This window comes from Streptomyces sp. NPDC025793 (assembly GCF_055558375.1).
In genome coordinates this window covers 567,813-587,929 of sequence record NZ_JBVHMR010000001.1, presented here as the reverse complement: position 1 = coordinate 587,929, position 20,117 = coordinate 567,813, and the positions used below count along the sequence as shown (strand labels likewise).

General features: G+C 71.9%; 19 protein-coding genes and 1 pseudogene. 11 read left to right on the top strand and 9 right to left on the bottom strand.

What is annotated here, in order from left to right:
• Positions 1–107: 107 nt before the first annotated feature.
• Positions 108–2,246 carry an excinuclease ABC subunit UvrB gene (gene uvrB / locus ACZ4MF_RS02800; protein WP_467489143.1) on the bottom strand — a complete coding sequence of 713 codons (2,139 nt, stop codon included), beginning with the start codon at positions 2,244–2,246 and terminating at the stop codon, positions 108–110.
• Between the two features lie 49 nt (positions 2,247–2,295).
• Entirely contained in the window at positions 2,296–3,153 is an 858-nt protein-coding gene (locus ACZ4MF_RS02795) for an MHYT domain-containing protein (protein WP_467489141.1), read from the bottom strand.
• A 280-nt stretch (positions 3,154–3,433) separates the two neighbouring features.
• Here ACZ4MF_RS02795 and ACZ4MF_RS02790 point away from each other — a divergent pair, with 280 nt between their 5' ends.
• Entirely contained in the window at positions 3,434–4,303 is an 870-nt protein-coding gene (locus ACZ4MF_RS02790; protein ID WP_467489139.1) for a glycerophosphodiester phosphodiesterase, read from the top strand.
• Between the two features lie 42 nt (positions 4,304–4,345).
• Positions 4,346–4,900, top strand: a complete 555-nt coding sequence (locus ACZ4MF_RS02785; RefSeq protein WP_071370825.1) for a methylated-DNA--[protein]-cysteine S-methyltransferase — start codon at positions 4,346–4,348, stop codon at positions 4,898–4,900.
• A gap of 24 nt (positions 4,901–4,924) precedes the next feature.
• Here the strand turns inward: ACZ4MF_RS02785 and ACZ4MF_RS02780 are convergent, their stop codons facing one another.
• A complete protein-coding gene (locus tag ACZ4MF_RS02780) occupies positions 4,925–5,356 on the bottom strand; it encodes a VOC family protein (RefSeq protein ID WP_467489136.1) in 432 nt (143 codons plus the stop codon).
• Positions 5,357–5,464: 108 nt separating this feature from the next.
• On the opposite strand from ACZ4MF_RS02780, the gene ACZ4MF_RS02775 reads away from it, so the two are divergent.
• Positions 5,465–6,370, top strand: coding sequence for a pseudouridine-5'-phosphate glycosidase (locus ACZ4MF_RS02775; RefSeq protein ID WP_467489474.1), 906 nt, complete (start codon positions 5,465–5,467; stop codon positions 6,368–6,370).
• Positions 6,355–7,290: a carbohydrate kinase family protein gene (locus tag ACZ4MF_RS02770; protein ID WP_467489472.1), complete on the top strand. Its 936-nt coding sequence runs from the start codon at positions 6,355–6,357 to the stop codon at positions 7,288–7,290. The genes ACZ4MF_RS02775 and ACZ4MF_RS02770 overlap by 16 nt, the downstream gene beginning before the upstream one ends.
• 605 nt (positions 7,291–7,895) lie before the next feature.
• On the opposite strand, the gene ACZ4MF_RS02765 is transcribed toward ACZ4MF_RS02770, so the two are convergent.
• The gene (locus ACZ4MF_RS02765; protein WP_467489134.1) at positions 7,896–8,690 is read right to left on the bottom strand and encodes a methyltransferase domain-containing protein; all 795 of its coding nucleotides are present in this window, start codon (positions 8,688–8,690) and stop codon (positions 7,896–7,898) included.
• 204 nt (positions 8,691–8,894) lie between these two features.
• On the opposite strand from ACZ4MF_RS02765, the gene corA reads away from it, so the two are divergent.
• Complete coding sequence (gene corA, locus ACZ4MF_RS02760) at positions 8,895–10,022, top strand: magnesium/cobalt transporter CorA (protein WP_467489132.1); 1,128 nt, start codon at positions 8,895–8,897, stop codon at positions 10,020–10,022.
• Positions 10,023–10,141: 119 nt separating this feature from the next.
• Here corA and ACZ4MF_RS02755 read toward each other — a convergent pair whose 3' ends face one another.
• Together ACZ4MF_RS02755 and ACZ4MF_RS02750 are read right to left on the bottom strand one after the other, a co-directional pair.
• Positions 10,142–10,783 (bottom strand): nucleoside/nucleotide kinase family protein, encoded by a 642-nt coding sequence (locus ACZ4MF_RS02755; RefSeq protein ID WP_467489130.1) that lies wholly within the window; start codon positions 10,781–10,783, stop codon positions 10,142–10,144.
• 152 nt (positions 10,784–10,935) lie between these two features.
• Positions 10,936–11,304, bottom strand: a complete 369-nt coding sequence (locus ACZ4MF_RS02750) for a winged helix-turn-helix transcriptional regulator (protein ID WP_467489470.1) — start codon at positions 11,302–11,304, stop codon at positions 10,936–10,938.
• A 314-nt stretch (positions 11,305–11,618) separates the two neighbouring features.
• Between ACZ4MF_RS02750 and ACZ4MF_RS02745 the strand changes: the two genes are divergently transcribed.
• The 4 genes from ACZ4MF_RS02745 (at position 11,619) to ACZ4MF_RS02730 (ending at position 15,389) form a co-directional block, all read left to right on the top strand.
• Positions 11,619–12,353 carry an NAD(P)-dependent oxidoreductase gene (locus ACZ4MF_RS02745; RefSeq protein ID WP_467489128.1) on the top strand — a complete coding sequence of 245 codons (735 nt, stop codon included), beginning with the start codon at positions 11,619–11,621 and terminating at the stop codon, positions 12,351–12,353.
• Between the two features lie 57 nt (positions 12,354–12,410).
• A complete protein-coding gene (locus ACZ4MF_RS02740; protein ID WP_467489126.1) occupies positions 12,411–13,112 on the top strand; it encodes a DUF2293 domain-containing protein in 702 nt (233 codons plus the stop codon).
• A gap of 162 nt (positions 13,113–13,274) precedes the next feature.
• A complete protein-coding gene (locus ACZ4MF_RS02735) occupies positions 13,275–13,754 on the top strand; it encodes an anthrone oxygenase family protein (RefSeq protein WP_467489124.1) in 480 nt (159 codons plus the stop codon).
• Between the two features lie 147 nt (positions 13,755–13,901).
• On the top strand, positions 13,902–15,389 hold the full coding sequence (locus tag ACZ4MF_RS02730) for a glutamate synthase subunit beta (RefSeq protein ID WP_467489122.1): 1,488 nt from the start codon (positions 13,902–13,904) through the stop codon (positions 15,387–15,389).
• Positions 15,390–15,515: 126 nt separating this feature from the next.
• Here ACZ4MF_RS02730 and ACZ4MF_RS02725 read toward each other — a convergent pair whose 3' ends face one another.
• Entirely contained in the window at positions 15,516–16,034 is a 519-nt protein-coding gene (locus tag ACZ4MF_RS02725) for a carboxymuconolactone decarboxylase family protein (protein WP_467489120.1), read from the bottom strand.
• Between the two features lie 46 nt (positions 16,035–16,080).
• On the opposite strand from ACZ4MF_RS02725, the pseudogene pdxR reads away from it, so the two are divergent.
• Positions 16,081–17,500, top strand: a pseudogene (pdxR, locus tag ACZ4MF_RS02720) (MocR-like pyridoxine biosynthesis transcription factor PdxR).
• Positions 17,501–17,761: 261 nt separating this feature from the next.
• Here pdxR and ACZ4MF_RS02715 read toward each other — a convergent pair.
• Both ACZ4MF_RS02715 and ACZ4MF_RS02710 read right to left on the bottom strand, forming a co-directional pair.
• Positions 17,762–18,016, bottom strand: coding sequence for a DUF397 domain-containing protein (locus tag ACZ4MF_RS02715; RefSeq protein ID WP_071382716.1), 255 nt, complete (start codon positions 18,014–18,016; stop codon positions 17,762–17,764).
• Positions 18,017–18,877: a helix-turn-helix domain-containing protein gene (locus tag ACZ4MF_RS02710; RefSeq protein WP_467489118.1), complete on the bottom strand. Its 861-nt coding sequence runs from the start codon at positions 18,875–18,877 to the stop codon at positions 18,017–18,019.
• A gap of 249 nt (positions 18,878–19,126) precedes the next feature.
• On the opposite strand from ACZ4MF_RS02710, the gene ACZ4MF_RS02705 reads away from it, so the two are divergent.
• Positions 19,127–20,044, top strand: a complete 918-nt coding sequence (locus ACZ4MF_RS02705; RefSeq protein WP_467489116.1) for an ATP-binding protein — start codon at positions 19,127–19,129, stop codon at positions 20,042–20,044.
• Positions 20,045–20,117 lie beyond the last annotated feature (73 nt).

The window sequence follows — 20,117 nt, the reverse complement described above, 5'->3', positions numbered from 1 at the left end:
CCAAAACCCTACGCAGGCGCACCGACAGTGCCGAACCCCGGCCCGCGCTTTGTGTCGGTGTTGCAACACTTGGCGCGTATGCCGAGGTCCGGCAGGGTGTCACGGGCTCAGGCGAGCCCGGCCTCCCGCATCTGGCGCAGCTCCTTCTTCATCTCCGAGACCTCGTCGCGCAGCCGGGCCGCGATCTCGAACTGGAGCTCCGCGGCGGCGGCGCGCATCCTCTCGGTCATCTCCTCGATCTGCTCGGCGAGTTCGGCCGCCGGACGGTCCGTGGGCACCGCCTGGCCCTTGGCCGCCTTGCCGGCCTTCACGCCCTTGGCCGCCTTGTCGCCCAGCGACGGGACGGGTGCCTTGGCGCCCTTGCCGTCCTTGGACTTGCGATAGCCACTGCCGAGGAGCTGCTCGGTGTCGACCTCCTCCCGGGCGATCTGCGCGACGATGTCGTTGATCTTCTTGCGCAGCGGCTGCGGGTCGATGCCGTTGGCCTTGTTGTAGGCGATCTGCTTGTCCCGGCGGCGGTTGGTCTCCTCGATGGCCTTCTCCATCGCCGGGGTGATCTTGTCGGCGTACATGTGGACCTGGCCGGAGACGTTGCGCGCCGCGCGGCCGATCGTCTGGATCAGCGAGGTGCCGGAGCGCAGGAAGCCCTCCTTGTCGGCGTCCAGGATCGCCACCAGGGACACCTCCGGCAGGTCGAGGCCCTCACGCAGCAGGTTGATGCCGACCAGAACGTCGAACTCGCCGGCGCGCAGCTCGCGCAGCAGCTCGACGCGGCGCAGGGTGTCGACGTCGCTGTGCAGATAGCGGACCTGGATGCCCAGTTCGAGGAAGTAGTCGGTGAGGTCCTCGGCCATCTTCTTGGTCAGCGTGGTGACGAGGACGCGCTCGTCCTTCTCGGTGCGCTTGCGGATCTCGTGCACCAGGTCGTCGATCTGACCCTCGGTGGGCTTGACGACGACCTCCGGGTCGACGAGGCCCGTGGGGCGGATGATCTGCTCGACCGCACCGTCGGAACGCGACAGCTCGTACGCGCCCGGGGTGGCCGACAGGTAGACGGTCTGGCCGATGCGCTCCTGGAACTCCTCCCACTTCAGGGGGCGGTTGTCCAGCGCGGACGGCAGACGGAAGCCGTGGTCCACCAGGGTGCGCTTGCGAGAGGCGTCGCCCTCGTACATGGCGCCGATCTGCGGGACAGTGACGTGCGACTCGTCGATGACGAGCAGGAAGTCGTCCGGGAAGTAGTCGAGCAGGGTGTTCGGCGGGGAGCCGGGCAAGCGGCCGTCGAAGTGCATCGAGTAGTTCTCCACGCCGGAGCAGGTGCCGATCTGGCGGAGCATCTCGATGTCGTACGTCGTGCGCATCCGCAGGCGCTGGGCCTCCAGGAGCTTGCCATGCTTCTCCAGCTCGGCGAGGCGCTCCCCCAGCTCCTTCTCGATGTCGTTGACGGCCCGCTCCATGCGCTCGGGGCCGGCGACGTAGTGGGAGGCGGGGAAGACGTACAGCTGCTGGTCGTCGCTGATGATCTCACCGGTCAGCGGGTGCAGCGTGGACAGCGCCTCGATCTCGTCGCCGAACATCTCGATGCGGACGGCCAGCTCCTCGTAGACCGGGAAGATCTCGATGGTGTCGCCGCGGACCCGGAAGGTGCCGCGGCTGAAGGCCATGTCGTTGCGCGTGTACTGGATGTCGACGAAGCGGCGCAGCAAATCGTCCCGGTCGATCTCGTCGCCGACCCGGAGGGGGACCATCCGGTCCACGTACTCCTGCGGCGTACCGAGGCCGTAGATGCAGGAGACCGAGGCGACCACGATGACGTCGCGCCGTGTGAGCAGCGAGTTCGTCGCCGAGTGGCGCAGGCGCTCGACCTCCTCGTTGATCGAGGAGTCCTTCTCGATGTAGGTGTCCGACTGCGGGACGTAGGCCTCGGGCTGGTAGTAGTCGTAGTAGGAGACGAAGTACTCGACCGCGTTGTTCGGCAGGAGTTCGCGGAACTCGTTGGCCAGCTGGGCGGCCAGGGTCTTGTTCGGCGCCATCACGAGCGTGGGGCGCTGGAGCTTCTCGATCATCCACGCAGTGGTGGCGGACTTGCCGGTGCCGGTCGCGCCCAGCAGGACGACGTCCTTCTCACCGGCCTCGATGCGCTTGGCCAGCTCGGCGATGGCTGCCGGCTGGTCGCCGCTGGGCTGGTAGGGGCTGACGACCTCGAAGGGCGCCACCGTGCGTTCGATGTGGGAAACGGGCCGCATGTCATCCACCGTACGACCCCGCACTGACAACGGGTCCCGATCAGCGGTTCTACGGCGTCCTGGAGCCATGGTGCTCGGGCCGGCGCCCCTCGTGGAGCGCGGGCCGGCGGTCCAGGTGAGAGGCGACGGCGGCGGCCGGGACGCCCGGTTTCCGCTCGGCGGGCGTACGGACGGGCCGGCCCATGACCATCATCGGGTCGAAGACCACGACCACGGCCGCGAGGAGCAGGAAGACGAGCGGGCCGATCAGCATGGGCACGAGCGCGGACGGCTCCGGCGCGCCGCCGACGGCGTGGGAGTGGCCGTCGAGGTGGACTCCCAGGGCTGCCATGCCCATGTAGTGCATGCCGCTGACCGCGAGCCCCATGACGAGGCTCGCCCCCACACTCCACAGGAAGCCGCGCACGCGTCCGGCGGCCCACAGGGCGGCGGTGGCGGCCACGACCGCTATGGCGACGGAGGCCGCGACCGTGACGGTGTTGTACGTGAACCGGCCGTGGAAGCGGACTCCGGCCATGCCCAGGTAGTGCATGGAGGCGACGCCCAGACCGGTGACCGTGCCGCCGGTGAACAGCGCGGCACCCGTGGCCCCGCGGTAGCCGACGATGAAGATTCCGACGCCGACCATGACGATGGCGAGGCCGAGGCTCGCGTAGGTGATCGGCTTGTCGTAGTCGATCGGCGCCTCCTTGATGGCGAAGCCCATCATGGCGACGAAGTGCATGGTCCATATGCCGGAGCCGATCGCGGCGGAGCCGAGGGCCAGCCAGGCGGGCCGCCGAGAGTGGGAGACCAGCAGCGCGCGCGTGGTGCAGCGCAGGCCGAGGGCACCACCCAGGCAGGCCATCAGATAGGCCGCCAACGGGGTGACGGCCCCGTAGCTGAATCCGTCGACCGTGCCTTGCATCCGCGGCTGCCCTTCCGCCCTCTTGCGTCCTGGATCACCTGAAACGTTCCCCCTGCCCCAGGACCGCGCGGGCGGTCAGGGTTGTCGCAGAGAGTATGACCCCCACCGGAATGGTCGAACGATTTTCCGGCAAAGAAACACGGCGTTGCCGCACTTGTGCGGTACCCGTGAGCGGACTTGGGTGTTTGTCCGCGTTGTGCGCTTCTCGTGTGCCCGGTGCCATCGGTCGTCTGCTGTCACTCTTGTGGCAGTCGGTATCAACTCGACGCGAGGAGTCTGTATGCACGCGCGCGTAGTGGCCACCGCCGCCGCGGTCCTGGGGATCGCGACGGTCCTGCTGATCACCACCCCCGACGCCCGGGCCGGCGGTTCCGGCGAGCCGACGGTGGTCGGGCACCGGGGCGCCGCCGCCTACGCGCCCGAGAACACACTGCCCTCGATCGACAAGGCCGCGACGCTGGGCATCACCTGGGTCGAGAACGACGTCCAGCGCACCAAGGACGGCGAGCTGGTCGTCATCCACGACGACAGCCTGAAGCGCACCACCGACGTCGAGCAGGTCTTCCCCGGGCGGGCGCCGTGGAAGGTGAAGGACTTCACCGCGGCCGAGATCGCCCGGCTGGACGCGGGCAGCTGGTACTCCCCCGCCTACGCGGGCACCCGCGTGCCGACGCTCGCGCAGTACATGCGGCGGATCGAGCACAACCACGAGAAACTGCTCCTGGAGATCAAGAATCCCGAGCTGTACCCGGGCATCGAGCAGCAGACCCTGAAGCTCCTCGGCAACGAAGGCTGGCTGGACGGGAGCCATCTGGAGCGGCTGATCGTGCAGAGCTTCAGCGCCGACAGCATCCGGACCGTCCACGAGCTGAAGCCCGCGGTCACCACGGCCCTGCTCGGCTCACCCAAGGTGGAGCAGCTGTACCAGGACGCGCGCTTCGCCGATCTCATCAATCCCTCGTACGGGTCACTCTCGCGCGGCTATGTCGCGGCCGTGCACACGTTCAAGGGGCCGCACGGCAGGAAGCTCAAGGTGTTCGCCTGGACGGTGGACGACGCGGCCGGCGCCCGCACGGCCACGGAGTACGGCGTCGACGGGATCATCACCAACAAGGCCGACGTGGTGCGCGCGGCGCTGGGGTCGCACTGAGCCGGGACGGGCGTTGTCAGTGGCGGGCCGTACGGTGGTCGCATGGACAGCGAACGGCAGGATGAGCAGCGCGTCGTATGGGCCGTCGTCGGCAGCGACATCGGTCCGCTGATGCTGGCCGCGACCCGGGACGGCCTGGTCAACGTCGTCTTCCACGCCACGGACGCGGTGCGCGACCGGGCGCTGGAGCGGTTGGCGTCCCGGTTCGGCGCCGCCCCCGTCGAGGATCCGGACGCGCCACCGCTCACCGAGGCCATACGCCAGTTGCGCGCGTACTTCGCGGGCGAGCGGCACGACTTCGACCTGCCGCTGGACTGGTCGCTGATCTCCGGCTTCAACCGCCAGGTGCTGCGCGAGCTGGCCTCCGGGGTGCCGTACGGCACGGTGGTGGGGTACGGCGATCTCGCGGGGCGGGTCGGGCAGCCCGGCGGGGCGCAGGCGGTCGGCGCGGCCATGGGCGCCAATCCGCTGCCGGTGGTCGTGCCGTGCCACCGGGTGGTGGAGAGCGACGGCGGTATCGGCGGCTTCGGGGGCGGGCTGGAGACCAAGCGGAAGCTGCTCGCCCTGGAGGGCGTGCTGCCCGAGCCGCTGTTCTGACCGCTCCCGGGGACTGCTCGGCTGCTACGCGTCGTAGTGCCGGGCCTCGAAAACATTGCCGTCGGGGTCCCGGAAATAGAACGATCGCGGGGCGCTGCCGCGGGCGCCGAAGGAGTCGTGACCGATGTCGGACAGGGGGACGCCGTTGCTCTCCAGCCGGGCGCGCAGGGCCTCGAAGGCGTCGGCCGACAGGGACAGGCAGACGTGGTTGACCGGATGGCCCGCGCTGTCGGCCGCGCCGGGCAGCATCCTCATGCGGTCCGCGAAGGTGTGCGGGGCGAGGTCGAAAATTGTCTCCTCGTTGACGCGCACCGAGGGGAACGGCACCTTCCCCTCGACGAACTCGGTGAGTCTGACGGGCTCCAGACCGACGGCCTCGGTGTAGAAACGGGCCGCGGCCACCGGATCGGCCACCCACAGGACGACATGGTCGAGACGCGTGCTGTTCTTCGTCATGCGCTCCAGGCTGGTGGCGTCTCCCACAGGCCGCAAGCGTTTGGGCGCGCCCGGCGCCCGCCAGAGATCCAGGTACGAAGAGCCGACGGACAGGAGGCGATGCGCGTGGTGCTCGTGGTGTCGGAAGAGGTCCGGGAAGCGATCGACGCGCGGCGGCCGGTGGTGGCCCTGGAGTCCACCATCATCGCGCACGGCCTGCCTCGTCCCCGCAATCTGCACGTGGCGCGGGAGCTGGAGGACGCGGTGCGGCGGGAGGGCGCCGTACCGGCGACGATCGCCGTCCTGGACGGACGCCCTCATGTCGGGCTGGACAAGGAGCAGCTGGAGCGCGTCGCGAACGAGGACGGGATCCGCAAGCTGGGCCACCGCGACCTGCCACTCGCCGTGGCCGCGCGGGTGAGCGGAGCGACCACGGTGTCGGCCACGGCGCAGCTGGCCGCGCTCGCGGGCATCCGGGTGTTCGCCACGGGCGGGCTGGGCGGTGTGCACCGGGAGTGGACGGTGACACAGGACGAGTCGGCCGACCTGGGGCTGCTGGCGCGCACGAGGATCACGGTGGTCTGCGCGGGCGTGAAGTCGATCCTGGACGTGCCGGCGACGCTCCAGAGGCTGGAGACCCTCGGCGTGGCCGTGGCGGGGTACGGCACGGAACGCTTCCCCGGCTTCTACCTCTCCGACTCGGGGCATCCCGTCGACTGGACCCTGCACGGCCCGGACGAGGTCGCCGAGGTCATGCGGGCCCAGGACGCGTTGGGCGCCGTGGAGTCGGCGCTGATCGTCGCCAACCCCGTCCCGGAGGCGGAACAGCTCGATCCCGAGCTGCACGCGCGCGTGCTCGCCGACGCGCTGCGGGCCTGCGCGGAGCAGGGCGTCAGCGGGCAGGCCGTGACCCCGTTCCTGCTGGACTACCTGGTCCGGCACACGGACGGCGCTTCCCTGGGCGCCAATCTGGCGGCCGTGCGCGGCAACGTACGGCTGGCGGCTCGGATCGCCACGGCCTGGACCAGGGAGTGACCACGCGTCGGAACGGGGCCCTGCTGGTCGTCGGGGACGTGATCACGGACGTGGTCGCCCGGCACCGGGGGCCGCTCGCGGCCGGCACCGACACGGTCGCCTCGATCCGTACGCTGCCCGGCGGGGCGGGCGCGAACGTGGCCTGCTGGGCCGCCCACGCGGGCTGTGCGGACGTACGGCTGCTGGGACGGGTGGGCGCGGACACAGCCGCTTGGCACGAGCGGGAGCTGCTCGCCGCCGGTGTGCGGCCCCGGCTGGTGGTCGATCCGGAGGCGGCGAGCGGGACGGTGATCTGCCTCGTCGACACGAGGGCGGCGGCCGAGCGCACGTTCCTCACGGACAGCGGGGCCTCTGTGCGGCTCGAACCCGACGACTGGTCCGACACGTTGCTCGACGGGGTCGCCCGGCTGCACCTGTCGGGCTATCTGCTGTTCACCGAGCCGAGCCGGGCCCTGGCACGTACCGCACTCGCGGCGGCACGCGCGCGTGGAGTGCCCGTCAGTCTGGATCCGGCCTCCGCCGGCTTCCTGACGCAGCTGGGTGTTGACCGGTTCCTCGCGTTCGCGGAGGAGCTGGACGTGCTGTTGCCCAGCCGGGACGAGGCATGCCTGCTGACCGGCCTGCCGGATCCGGCGGACGCGGCGGCCAAGCTGAGCCGTCTGGTGCCGCTGGTGGTGGCCAAGGCGGGCGCGGACGGGGCCCTGGTGGCCCGTTCCGGCGCCTCACCGACGCGCATCCCGGCCTCGCCGGCGGTCCCCCGGGACACCACGGGCGCCGGCGACGCCTTCACCGGCGCATTCCTCGCCGCCCTGCTCGCGGGCGCGGATCCGCAGGAGGCGGCGACCCAGGGCTGCCGGGCGGGCGCGCGAGCGGTGGGCCGAGTGGGAGCCAGACCACCGATTCCGGGGAGCGGCGTCTAGACGTCGGGCGCCCGGCGGCGGTGCGGCGGGGGGGTAGGCGGCGGGGCCGTCAGCAGGGGCCTCCGGCCACAGTGCACGTTCGGTCGACGGTGACGGAAGCTGGGCTCTGCGCACTCCCGGACCACTGCGGCGGGTACCGAGGACGGTGCATGTCGGGCGGATGCCGCGGGTCCAGGGGGCAGAGCAGGCCGGGGAGGCTGCGGCGAGATGCCGGGCGGCGTGCCAGGCCATACGACGTGCATGGCCTGGCGACGTCGCAGGGCGCCGCAGATGGCCCAGCCGTGGCGACGGCCCGGTGCCACGCACGCTCGGACGGCCGCGGCCGGACTACGTCGGCGCCGTGCGCGCTCCGCAGGTCCCCGATGCCGCGAACGCCCGGACAAGCCGCCGCAGGACGCCGATTGCCGGGGCCTGCGGACAGCTCGGGCCCTGATCGATCCCGGGCCATGGCCGCCGGGCCTCGACCGGTCGCGGGCCATGTCGACCGGTCGCGGGCCATGGCCCGCTCGGCGGACAGCTCGGGCTCTGTCCGCCCGTGGGGTTGATTGTGGCGGCCCAAGCCGTACGGTCGCCCGCGTCCCCGACGCCCTTCCCCGTGCCGTCTCCTACGCCTTCCTCCCCCACGCCGAGATCATCGGTGCGGTGGCCAGGTCCATGGAGCCGGTCTCGACGTGGGCCAGGTGCTGGTCGATCTCCTCGTCGGTGGCGAGTCCGGCGGCGACGAGGCGGCTGCGGATCTGACGAACGGTCGCGGCCTCCAGCGCGGTGCACGCGGGCGAGGTCATCGGGAAGTACGCGTCGGCCGCCACCTCGCTCAGCCCGGCCTCGCGGAGCAGGCGCGGCAGCCTGCGGCCGTACGAGAGGTCGGCGCCCCGTTCGGCGAGAAGCTTGCGGAAGCCCTGGCGCAGCCGGTTGGCGAGCCGCTGCTCGGGGCCGTACTCGTCGGGGCAGATCAGGGGTTGGAGGGCAGGGTCCGCGTCCTCGACCAGCAGCAGGCCGCCGGGGCGCAGCGCCTGGATCATGGACCGCAACGCCCTTTCGCGGTCCGGGACATGGACGAGCACGAGCCGGGCGTGGACCAGGTCGAAGCCCTCGGCCGGCGGTTCCTCGGTGCCCACGTCGTGGACGCGGACCTCGACCGGTGGGTGCGCGACGGCGGCGATCAACGAGGTGTCGATGTCGGTGGCGACGACCTTGCCGGCGGGGCCGACCTTCTCGGCGAGCCAGGACACCACGGAGGTGCCGCCGGCCCCGACTTCCCAGCAACGCCACCCCGGTCCGATACCGAGGCCCTCGATGTGCCGGAAGGTCGTCGGGTCGAAGAGCGTGGCGAAGGCGTCGAAGCGCTGTCCCGCCTCGTTCTGCCGGTTGTCCAGAAGGTACCCGTCGGATCGCGTCATGTGAGGATCATCCCACCCGGCTTGTCCGGATCCGCCCACTCTCCGAGCGCGGGAGACCGGTGGAGCCGGCCCTTTGTCCACAGGCGGGAACCAAGCGGAACCTTGTGTTCCCACAGGCTCACCCGCGTTTTGCTCTCGCCTGGCAAACTGCTCGGGCAAGGCGCGAAAAGCGTTACGCGAGGAGATCCGAGCGAGGAGACCCAGATGTCCATGGCAGGGAATCTGCGCAAGGTCACGGGACTGGGCAAAGCCTCCGGCCTGCGCAAGGTGGCGCGGCTGGCCCGGCGGCAGCCGCGCGTGGACCTGAGCCATCCCGCCAGATCACCGCTGGGGTCCTCGGTGGTCAACTGCGTGACGTATCAGGACGGCGTGCGGATCCCGACCTGCCACGACCTCGTGGACGCCGTGAAGATGGTGCGCAAGACCGGCGAGGGCTTCGTCTGGCTGGGGCTGCACGAGCCGACGGACCGTGAGTTCGCCGGGATCGCGGAGCTGTTCGATCTGCATCCGCTGGCGGTGGAGGACGCGGTCGAGGCCCATCAGCGCCCGAAGCTGGAGCATTACGGCAACACGCTCTTCGCTGTCTTCAAGACCGTCTGCTACGTCGAGCACGAACGGCTGACGGCGACCAGCGAAGTGGTGAACACCGGCGAGATCATGGTGTTCGTCGGCGAGGACTTCGTCATCACGGTGCGACACGGCCGGCACGGCTCGCTGGGCCCGCTGCGCGAGGAACTGGAGGCGCATCCGCACCAGCTGTCGAAGGGGCCGGCGGCGGTGCTGCACGCGATCGCCGACCATGTCGTGGACGACTACCTGAGCGTCACAGACGCGGTGCAGGCCGACATCGACCAGGTCGAGACGGATGTGTTCTCGGAGAACGGCGCTCGGCTCGACCCCGGCCGCATCTATCAGATGAAGCGCGAACTGCTGGAGCTGAAGCGGGCGGTGGTGCCGTTGAGCCGTCCGGTGGAGGACCTGGCCACCCGGCCCATACGGGTCGTCCCGCCGGAGATACAGGCCTACTTCCGCGATGTGCTCGACCATCTGATCCGGGCCAAGGACCAGATCGCCGCCTTCGACGAACTGCTCAACTCCATCCTCCAGGCACACCTCGCGCAGGTGACCGTCGCACAGAACGAGGACATGCGGAAGATCACCGCCTGGGCCGCGATCATCGCCGTTCCGACGATGGTGTGTGGTGTGTACGGCATGAACTTCGACCACATGCCCGAGTTGCACTGGCAGTTCGGATATCCGCTGGCCATGGCCGTCATGGCGGGAGCGTGCGTGGTGCTGTACCGGGGCTTCCGGCGCAACGGCTGGCTCTGAGCGGCACCAGGCAGCGACAGGCAGGCAGCGGCAAGCGGCACAAGCGGCGCGAGAAACAGCGGAGAGAACAGCGGGGGGAGCCGCAGGGACCCGTCGACCGGCTCGACGGGCCACTCGGATCAGCCGCTCCAGGCGGGATGGCGCGGGTCGTCGGCGCGCACCAGGACGTCCGCCGTACCGGCGGGATCCGTCTCGGAGACGTAGCGCTCGAAGGCGGGCAGCGTCCAGTGGTCGGCTTCCGGGGTACGGCGGCGCAGAGCGGCCGGGGAGAGGAGGAGGTGCACGGTCAGGTCGAAGGGGAACCAGTGGTGCAGCAGGAGGGGGCCGTGGAGCAACAGGATTCCGCCGGGCGGGAGTTGGACGTAGGTGCTGCGGGTGGCGCGGTCGGTGGCCGGGTCCCACAGGTCGGGCAGGACGCGCCCGCTGCCTCCGGGGTCGAGGGGCCCGAACACCTCGCGCCACAGGGCGCCGGTGTCGAACCATCCGCCGAAGTACGACTCCGCGTCCCGCCGGCCGTGTTCGAGGCGCAGCGAGGCGGGCCGGAGGAAGCCCTCGGTACCGACCACGAGCGAGGGCCGGCCGCGCACGCGCAGCGCCTCGCCCACGCGTTCGGCGAGGTCTCCGGGGCGGGCGGCCGGGGCACCGTCGAAGCCGACGCGCGGCCAGGCGCCTCCGTCGGCCGGCTCCACACCGGCCAGCCGGTCGGCAAGCAGCTCGGCGAGCCGGTCCCAGGTGATCGCTTCGAGTCGCACACGGCCCATGATGCCGGGTGGCCGAGAGCGGGGCGGCAGCGCCTGCCTGGGACGCGGCGCCTGCCAGGGTCGGGGCGCGTGCCGGAACGGGGCGCCTGCCGAGGACGGGGACGGGGGCGCGCTGTGGTCGGTGGCGGGCTGCTCGGCGGCGAGCGGCGGGTTCAGTCCTGGTCCGCCGCGGCAGCGGCAGCATCGGCAACAGCTGTCTGCCGGGCCGCCAGGAGGGACGGGAGATGGGTCTCGCTCCAGGCACGGGCCGCGTCGAGGAGCGGGATCAGGGTGCGGCCGAGAGAGGTGAGGGCGTATTCGACGCGCGGGGGGTTCTCGTCGTAGGCGGTGCGGGTGATCAGGCCGTCACGCTCCATGGCGCGCAGGGTCTCGCTGAGGACCTTTGGGGTGACGGCCCTGAGCGGGACCCGCAGTTCGCCGAAGCGGCGCGGGCCGTCCTGGAGGCAGCGGATCACCATACCGGCCCACTTGTCGCCCACGCGGACCGGCATCACGGACGACGGACAGAGGGGGTGGAACATGTCGGGATCGAGAGGCGCGGGCCGGTCGGCGTCCGGCGTACCGGCGCCGGGCTGTACCGCGCCCGCCGTCCCCCGAGACACGTCCGGTATCCCGCGAGAGATCCCCGACATCCCGCGAGACGCGTCGGCTGTCCGCCGAAGACCGTCGGCCGTCTCCCGAGACACATCGGCTGTCCGCCGAAGACCGCTGGCCGTCCTGCGGGGTGTGTCGGGCATGCGTCGAGGGTAGCGCCGATACCGTTGAAGTAACCGGGGGTCCGCTCTCTAACGTCCTGGTCCGACACGAACAGCCGGGCAGGACATGGAGGTTGGGGATGAGCGGGATCGTGGTCTTCGGTGCTGGAGGCCGGGCCGGGCGGGCGGTGACGGCCGAGGCGCGGGCCCGGGATCTGACGGTGACGGCGGTGGTGCGGGAGCCGGCACGGTATCCGCATCTGGGTGCGCGGGGCGTGACGGTCGTGCGGGGTGACGTCCTGGACGCCGGGTCGGTCGCCAGGGTCGCCGCCGGGCATGTCGGTGCCGTGCACGCCGTCTCACCGGCGGGCGGGCCGGACGACGGGGTCGACGCGGTGGACCCGGGGTTCTTCGTGCAGGCCGCCGACGCGCTGCTCGACGGGCTCGGCACGGCCGGGGTGACGCGGCTCGTCGCCGTGGGGCTCGGTGCGAACCTGCTCGGCACGGACGGACGGATGGTGCTGGACGACCCGGCGGCCTTCCCATCGGCGCTGCGGCCCTTCGCGCTGGCGCACACCGCCGGGCTGGACCGGCTGCGGGAGCGCGGGGGCGGACCCGTCGACTGGGTGATGCTGACACCGGCCGGGTTCCTGGAGCCCGGCGGGCCGCGGACGGGGCGGTACCGCGTCGGCGGGGAGCGGGTGCCCGTCGGGGCGGGCGAGAGCGGTGAGCAGAGCGACAGTGACGGTGACGGCGATGGTGAGCCGTGGCTGTCGTACGCCGATCTCGCGGTGGCGGTGGTGGACGAGATCGAGACGCCCGTACGGCACCGTGCGCGGGTCTCGGTGTTCAACATGCGGGACGGGATGAGGTAGGGAGGACGGCAGGCAAGGACACGGAGTCAGGCGGCGGTGACGGGGAAAGTACCGCGTATGGACCTTCCCTCGATGCCAACTCCCCACTCCCCCGGGCAGCTTGTGGTCGTCCAGAGCGCCAAGCGCAAGCGCTGTTCCGTCTGCCGGGGCGGGCCGCTGTCGCTGCTCGTGCTGGAGGACGGGGCACCGCGCTGTCTGGACTGTGCCGACCTCGGGCACCTGGTGTTCCTGTCGCGCGGTGACACGGCGCTGACCCGCAGATCGCGGGAGGAGAGCGCGCTGTCGGCGGTGGTGGTGCGGTTCAACCGGCGCAGGAGTCGCTACGAGCGGCAGGGCGTGCTCGTGGAGGAGGAGGCGCTGGCCCGGGCGGAGGCCCGTTGTCTGGCGGACGCCGAGGCGCGGCGCCGGCGGCGGGCGCGGGACGCGCGGCGCAGGGCGGTGGAGGACGAGCGGTTCGTGGCGGCGTTCGCGGCCGAGATCCTCCGGCTGTTCCCGCGCTGCCCGGCCGAGCGGGCCCGGGCCGTCGCGGCGCACGCGTCCGTGCGGGGCAGTGGGCGGGTCGGGCGCAGCGCGGCGGGGCGGGCGCTGACGGAGGGGGCGGTGATCTCGGCGGTCGTGGCGGCCGTGCGGCACGTGGACACGCCGTACGACCAGTTGCTGATGCGCGGGGTGCCGCGGTACGAGGCACGGCGCCGGATCGCCCCGGCCGTGGAGGCGGTGCTGCGGGCGTGGCAGGGCGCGGGCGCGGACGTCGGATGAGCGGGAGAGGACGAGCGGAGGGAGGGCGTTCGAGGAAGACGCCTGCTCATGGAGGCGGGCGGTTCGGCCATGGTCGGTGCGCCGTCCTGGGCGTCGACCGGAGGTGACGGTGCTGCCGGGCCCGGCCCGGTGGGCGGGACGAGACGGGATGAGGGCGTGGGGATGATCGACGGGCCGTTCTTCGTGCTGGTCGTGGCGGGTGTTCTCGGCACCGGGCTGATGGCCGGGGTCTTCTGTGCCTTCTCGGTCTTCGTGATGCGGGGGCTCGCGGCGTTGCCGCCTGCGCAGGGGGTCGCAGCGATGAAGTCGATCAACGTGGCCGCGGTGCGGCCCCCTTTCATGACGGTGTTCGGGGGCGCGGCGGTGCTGAGCGCGATGATCGCGGTGGTGACGTTCGTGGTGTGGCCGGGGGACGGGACGGTCGAGTTGTTGCTGGGCAGCGCGCTGTATCTGTTCGGCTCGTTCGGACTGACGGTGGTCGCGAACGTGCCCCGCAACGACAGGCTGGCCCGGTTGACCCCGGGTGCGCCGGAGGCCGCGGTGTACTGGCCGGTGTATGTGCGCGAGTGGACGTTCTGGAACCACGTGCGTACCGCCGCCTCCGCCGCGTCCGCCCTCGTCTACGTCCTGGCCCTCACCTGACCTGCCCCACCTCTGCCCGACCGCCCGACCCGCCCTTTCCCCGGGCCCGTCTCCGAGGGCGCGCGAGAAAGCGCTCTCCGCCGCTCTGCGCGGTCCACGGTACGGACGTATCGTGGCCGGAAGAGTGCCGGGAGAGTGGCGACGATCATGGCCGATCCCAAGGGTTTCATGACCACGCCGCGCCAGGAGTGGCCGCGGCGGCCCGTCGAAGAACGAGTACGGGACTGGGACGAGGTGTATGTCCCGGGCGCGCTGCTGCCCATCATCAGCAAGCAGGCCGACCGCTGCATGGACTGCGGCGTCCCCTTCTGCCACGACGCGTGCCCGCTGGGGAATCTGATCCCCGAGTGGAACGACCTGGTCTCGCGGGAGGACTGGCGGGCGGCGAGCGACCGGCTGCACGCGACGAACAACTTCCCCGAGTTCACCGGGCGGTTGTGCCCGGCGCCGTGCGAGGCGGGGTGCGTGCTGGCGATCAACCAGCCGGCCGTGACCATCAAGAACGTCGAGTGCGCGATCGCCGACCGGGCCTGGGAGGAGGGTTTCGTCCCGGCACGGCCGCCGGAGCGGCTGTCGGGGATGACGGTCGCCGTCATCGGCTCCGGGCCCACCGGACTCGCGGCGGCGCAGCAGCTGACGCGGGCCGGACACACGGTCGCGGTGTACGAGAGGGACGACCGGCTCGGCGGGCTGATGCGGTACGGCATCCCCGAGTTCAAGATGGAGAAGCGTCATCTGGAACGGCGGATCGGGCAGATGCGGGCCGAGGGGACCAAGTTCCGCACGTCGACGGTGGTCGGCCGGGATGTCGGGGCGGTGGAGCTGCGCGGGCGGTACGACGCGGTCGTCGTCGCCACGGGGGCCACGGCGTGGCGGGAACTTCCGGTGCCGGGCCGGGCGTTGGACGGGATACACCAGGCGATGGAGTACCTGCCGCTGGCCAATCGGGTGTGCGAGGGGGATCTGGAGGTATCACCGCTGTCGGCGGCCGGGCGGCACGTCGTGATCGTCGGCGGCGGGGACACGGGAGCGGACTGTCTGGGCACCGCGGTGCGCGAGGGGGCCGCGTCCGTGACCCAGCTGGACATCTACGCACAGCCGGACGCCGAGCGGGACGAGGACACCGAGCCGTGGCCGACGTACCCGAAGGTCTACCGGCTGTCGGCCGCGCACGAGGAGGCGCGGGATCTGCGTACGGCTCCGGCGGCGGACGCGGACGCGCGACTGTTCGCGGCGTCCACGCTCCACTTCGCCGGGGACGAGAGCGGGCGGGTGCGGTCGCTGCATGTGGTGGAGGTCGACGAGCGGCGGGAGCCGGTGGAGGGCACCGGGCGGACGCTCCCGGCCGACCTCGTGCTGCTCGCCCTCGGGTTCTCCGGGCCGGACCAGGAGAACGGGATGATCGCGCAGTTGGGGCTGGCGCTCACTCCGCGCGGCACGATCGCCCGGGACGACGGCTTCGCGACCAACGTCCCCGGGGTGTTCGCCGCCGGGGACGCGGCACGCGGCCAGTCGCTCATCGTCTGGGCGATCGCGGAGGGCCGGGCGGTGGCGGCGGCCGTCGACCACTATCTGACGGGCGCTTGGCGGCTGCCCGCGCCGGTCTCTCCGGGAGACCGGCCGATGAGGGTGTAATCCTCGGCCGACGGTTGTCGTGACCGTTCGTCGTTCCCGGCTGTGCCGGTGGACGGTCCGGCACCACCGGGACGCGTCGTGCACCGTGCGCCGTCGTGGTGGACCGGCGCGGCGACGGGCGGGCAGTCAGCCCTTGCGCTCGTCCGTGCCCGCCACCTTGCCCGTCGACAGGGCGACCCGGTTCCAGGTGTTGATCGCGAGGATCAGGGCGAGGACGTGGGCCAGTTCCTGCTCGTCGAACCGGGCGGCGGCCTCGGCGTAGACCGTGTCGGGGACGCCTCCGCCGGCGACCAGGGTCACGGCCTCCGTCAGGGCGAGGGCGGCCTGTTCCTTCGGGGTGAAGAAGTGCCGTGCCTCGCGCCAGACGGCGACCATGTGGAGCCGGTCCTCGCTCTCGCCGGCCTTGCGGGCGTCGTTGGTGTGCATGTGCAGGCAGTAGGCGCAGTGGTTGAGGTGCGAGGCGCGGATCTGGATCAGCTCGACCAGCCCGGGGTCGAGGCCTTCGCGGGCGGCGGCGTCGAAGCCGACGATGGCACGGAAGACCTTCGGCGCGGACGTCGCGAGGTCGAGTCGGGTACGGGCGGCCTCGGCGGCGGTGATCGCGCTGGTCACATGGGCGGTGCTGGTGATCGTGTGCGTCGTCATGGCTTCAACCTACGAGCCGGAAAGACCGGCTGTAGGGTGCATTTTCATGACGGAGTCGTGGGTCAATTCGGCCGAGCGGATCGGCGTCGACCTGCATCTGGAGCTGTCGGGTCCGGGCGGTCGGCGGGCCGCGCTGACCCGGGCGCTGCGGGAGGCCGTGCGCAGTGGGCGGCTGGCTCCGGGCACCCGCCTGCCGCCGTACCGCTCGCTCGCCGCGGATCTGGGCGTGGCCCGCAACACGGTGGCGGACGCGTACGCCGAGCTGGTCGCGGAGGGCTGGCTGACCGCCCGGCAGGGGTCGGGCACCCGGGTGGCCGACCGGGCGGAGCCGCTGCGGGGTGCCGTACGGACGCCGGTGAGAACGCCCGTACGCGCGCGTGGGCCGCGGCACGACCTGCGGCAGGGCGCGCCGGACGCGTCGGCGTTCCCGCGGGCAGCGTGGGCGGCCGCGTACCGGCGGGCGGTGCAGGTGGCGCCGAGCGAGGCGTTCGGGCCCGGGGATCCGGCCGGGCGCCGGGAGGTGCGCGAGGCGCTGGCGGAATATCTGGCACGCGCGCGTGGAGTGCGCACCGAGCCGGACCGGATCGTCGTCTGCTCGGGTTTCGCGCACGCGCTGCGGCTGCTGTTCGGGCAGGGCGCGGGCGGAGTGCTGCGCGGTCCGCTGGGTGTGGAGGCGTACGGGCTGGGCTTCCACCGGGAGCTGCTCGCGACGGCCGGGGTGCGCACGGTGCCGCTGCCGTTGGACGAGGACGGCGCGCGCGTGGACGTCCTCGGGCGGGAGCGGGCCGTGCTGCTCACGCCCGCGCACCAGTTCCCGACCGGAGGGCCGCTGCACCCGGAGCGCCGGGCGGCCGTGATCGACTGGTCGCGCGCGCGGGACGGTGGTGCTGGAGGACGACTACGACGGCGAGTTCCGCTACGACCGCAGGCCCGTCGGCGCGCTCCAGGGCCTCGATCCGGAGTGTGTGATCCATATCGGCTCGGTCAGCAAGAGCCTGTCGCCGGCGCTGCGGCTGGGCTGGATGGTCCTGCCGGAGCGGTACGTCGGGCCGGTGCTCGCGGCGAAGGGCGAGCGGGAGGCCTGGGCGAGTGTCCTGGACCAGCTCGCGCTCGCGGAGTTCATCGTCTCCGGGGCGTACGACCGTCATGTGCGGCGCATGCGGCAGCGCTACCGGCACCGGCGCGACCGGCTCGTGGCCGCACTCGCGGCGCACGCACCGCACGTCGAGGTGGCGGGCCTCGCGGCCGGTCTGCATGCCGTGCTGGGGCTGCCGCCGGGCACCGAACGGTCCACGGTGAAGGCCGCCGCCTGGCAGGGCGTCGCCCTGGACGGCCTCGCCGCGTTCCGCCATCCGCAGGGCGAGCCGACGGCGGGCGACGGGCTGGTGGTCGGATACGCGGCCCCCGCCGAGCACGCCTACGGCGCGGCGCTGGAGGCGCTGTGCGCGGTGCTGCCACCGGGGTGAGGGACAGCGGCGCGGGGCGAGGGGGACGCCGGCCGGACGGGGCCTCTCGACGGCGGCCGCCGACTTCTGCGGGGTGGCCGAATCCTGCGGGGCGGCGACTCCTGCGGAATGGAGTCGGCCGTCGCGCGGGTCGTCATCAGATGGCTACCGGGGCGCGGGACGAGCGAGGTTCGAGGGGATGATCGAGGGCAAGGTCAAGGGCAGGGTCAAGTCGGTGCCCGGGTAAGGAAGTCGGCCGAACAACGAGAAACACGGGCAGGCTCAGGACAGCAGGAAGTCGGCCTCCCCCGCCTTGGCGCCCTCGATGAAGGCGGTCATCTCGTCCGTGGTGTAGATCAGCGCCGGCCCGTCCGGGTCGGTGGACTGGCGTACGGCGATCCGGCCGTCGGCCAGCTTCATCGCCTCCAGGCAGTTGCCGCCGTTGCCGCCGCTCCAGGGCTTGTGCCACCCCTCGCTGCCCAGCTCCCGCGCGGGCATGCCGTTGTAGACGTGTCCGCGCGGCTTGATGCGATCCATTCACAGCTCCTTGCGGAGATCCTGGAGGATCTCCTTCGTGCGTTGTGCCGTAGCGGCCTGCGCCGCCATGCGGTCCATGACCTCGAGGTGGGTCGCCACCTCGGTGCGCGCGTCCAGGTAGACCGCGCCGGTCAGGTACTCGCTGTAGACCATGTCCGGCAGTTCTGACATGGCAAATCGGAACAGCACGAAGGGCCCGTACGTCCCCGGGTGCGGCCCGTGGGCGAACGGGGCCACCTGGAGCGTCACATGGGGCAGCTTCGTCGCCTCCAGCAACTTGTCGATCTGCGCGCGCATCACCTCCGGGCCGCCGACCTGCCGGCGCAGGGCGGTCTCGTCCATCACCGCCCAGAAGCGGGGGGCGTCGGAACGGTTGAGCAGGCTCTGACGTTGCATGCGCAGCGCGACGTGCCGTTCGATGTCGTCCGGGCTGGTCTGGCCGATGGCACCGGACTTCAGCACACCGCGCGCGTAGTCCTCGGTCTGGAGCAGGCCGGGGACGAAGTGCGGCTCGTAGGAGCGGATCAGGCCGGCCGCGCCCTCCAGGCTGACGTACATCGAGAACCAGCCCGGCAGGATGTCGTGGAACCGCTGCCACCAGCCGGGTCTGTTGGCCTCTTCGGCGAGCTGGACGAACACGTCGGCCTCGTCGTCCGGTACGCCGTATGCCTTGAGCAGCAGTTGCAGGTACGGGATCTTGAGAGCGACCTCGGCCATCTCCATACGGCGGACGGTGGCGGGGGCGACACGCAGCACGCGGGCGGCCTCCTCGCGCTTCAGCCCGGCGCGTTCCCGCAGGTCCAGCAGGCGCCGGCCGAGGACCACCTGGCCCACCGTCGGCGCGGACCGCGGCTCGCTCACGCTGTCACCTCCACGGAATCCACCGAAAGCCCCACCACTCCACCTGACACCGCGCTCTCTCCGGACAGCCCTGCGGCGCCATTCGAAGACTCATTCGAAGACCGGGGCGGATCTCCGATGACCCCAATTGGCGCCGCTCGACGTGCTGTTGCGAGCAGTGTGCCACGGCCTCTGACCGAGTCACACAGCACTCTGCAATTTTCAGAGTGACACTTGCCAAGTGTTCACGGCGGGGAGATAGTGGCAAGCGTGATTCCGTCCGCGCCCTTAGGAACAGATGCCGCCGCAGACCGTTCCGGTCTCGGTGCCGCGTCGGGAGCGGCCCCCCGGTGGGGCGCTGCCGAACGCCGGTTCCGCTTCGAGCTGGCCGCACATCCGGGTTCCGTCGCCCAGGCGAGACGCCTGGCGCATGCCCGGCTGACCGGCTGGTCCGTCGGCGCGGACACCTGCGACAGCGCGGTCCTGGTCATTTCCGAGCTGGTCACGAACGCGATCGTGCACACCGCGAGCAGCCATGTCGTGTGCGAGCTGCACGATCACGAGGACATCGTGCGCATGGCCGTCCTCGACGAGGGCTGCGCTCCCGGCGAACCCCACCCGTCCCCGCAGCGGCCGGACGAGGAGCACGGGAGGGGATTGTTTCTCGTCGACGCGTTGTGCCGGGCCTGGGGTGCGCAGGAGCACGGCTCCGGCCTACTGGTCTGGGCCGACCTGCCGCGCCGGAGCGACGCGACCCACGACACCGCCGAGCCGTGCAACGATCTCGGCTGGGGTGCGCGCCCGAAACCGGGCCGGCCTGCCGACACCCGCGAGGACGGCCCGGCCGGGGCCAGTCACGAGGACGCGGAGCGGCCCGCCGACGAGGTCCACGGGAAACGCACGATCCCCGAGCAGCCCCGCCGCGACGACCGCATGTCCGCCGAGGCGCTCGGCCGTGGGAGCGAGGGGACTCCGGAACAGTCGCCGCCCCGGTCGCCCGAGCGGCAGCACCGGCCCGCGACGGTCGAGTACCGGGTGCACCAGGTGTCCGAGCAGCACCGCCTCGGGATATCCGAGCAGCACCGGCACGGCGGTCCGGAGCCCCACCAGCACCGGCCCCCGGACCGCCCTCGGCACCAGCCGCTGCACCGGGCCCCCGAACAGCGCCGCACCGGGGAGCGGCCGTGACCGGCGGCGGACCCGACAGCACGGGCACGGAGCACAACGGCCCGCCTTCCGGCGCCGGTTCCGGCTCCGAGCG

Bases quoted from the DNA above. Each gene is read 5' to 3' on its own strand.
- uvrB (WP_467489143.1), bottom strand. From the start codon at position 2,246: ATGCGGCCCGTTTCCCACATCGAACGCACGGTGGCGCCCTTCGAGGTC.
- ACZ4MF_RS02795 (WP_467489141.1), bottom strand. From the start codon at position 3,153: ATGCAAGGCACGGTCGACGGATTCAGCTACGGGGCCGTCACCCCGTTG.
- ACZ4MF_RS02790 (WP_467489139.1), top strand. From the start codon at position 3,434: ATGCACGCGCGCGTAGTGGCCACCGCCGCCGCGGTCCTGGGGATCGCG.
- ACZ4MF_RS02785 (WP_071370825.1), top strand. From the start codon at position 4,346: ATGGACAGCGAACGGCAGGATGAGCAGCGCGTCGTATGGGCCGTCGTC.
- ACZ4MF_RS02780 (WP_467489136.1), bottom strand. From the start codon at position 5,356: ATGACGAAGAACAGCACGCGTCTCGACCATGTCGTCCTGTGGGTGGCC.
- ACZ4MF_RS02765 (WP_467489134.1), bottom strand. From the start codon at position 8,690: ATGACGCGATCCGACGGGTACCTTCTGGACAACCGGCAGAACGAGGCG.
- corA (WP_467489132.1), top strand. From the start codon at position 8,895: ATGTCCATGGCAGGGAATCTGCGCAAGGTCACGGGACTGGGCAAAGCC.
- ACZ4MF_RS02755 (WP_467489130.1), bottom strand. From the start codon at position 10,783: ATGGGCCGTGTGCGACTCGAAGCGATCACCTGGGACCGGCTCGCCGAG.
- ACZ4MF_RS02750 (WP_467489470.1), bottom strand. From the start codon at position 11,304: ATGTTCCACCCCCTCTGTCCGTCGTCCGTGATGCCGGTCCGCGTGGGC.
- ACZ4MF_RS02745 (WP_467489128.1), top strand. From the start codon at position 11,619: ATGAGCGGGATCGTGGTCTTCGGTGCTGGAGGCCGGGCCGGGCGGGCG.
- ACZ4MF_RS02740 (WP_467489126.1), top strand. From the start codon at position 12,411: ATGGACCTTCCCTCGATGCCAACTCCCCACTCCCCCGGGCAGCTTGTG.
- ACZ4MF_RS02735 (WP_467489124.1), top strand. From the start codon at position 13,275: ATGATCGACGGGCCGTTCTTCGTGCTGGTCGTGGCGGGTGTTCTCGGC.
- ACZ4MF_RS02730 (WP_467489122.1), top strand. From the start codon at position 13,902: ATGGCCGATCCCAAGGGTTTCATGACCACGCCGCGCCAGGAGTGGCCG.
- ACZ4MF_RS02725 (WP_467489120.1), bottom strand. From the start codon at position 16,034: ATGACGACGCACACGATCACCAGCACCGCCCATGTGACCAGCGCGATC.
- ACZ4MF_RS02715 (WP_071382716.1), bottom strand. From the start codon at position 18,016: ATGGATCGCATCAAGCCGCGCGGACACGTCTACAACGGCATGCCCGCG.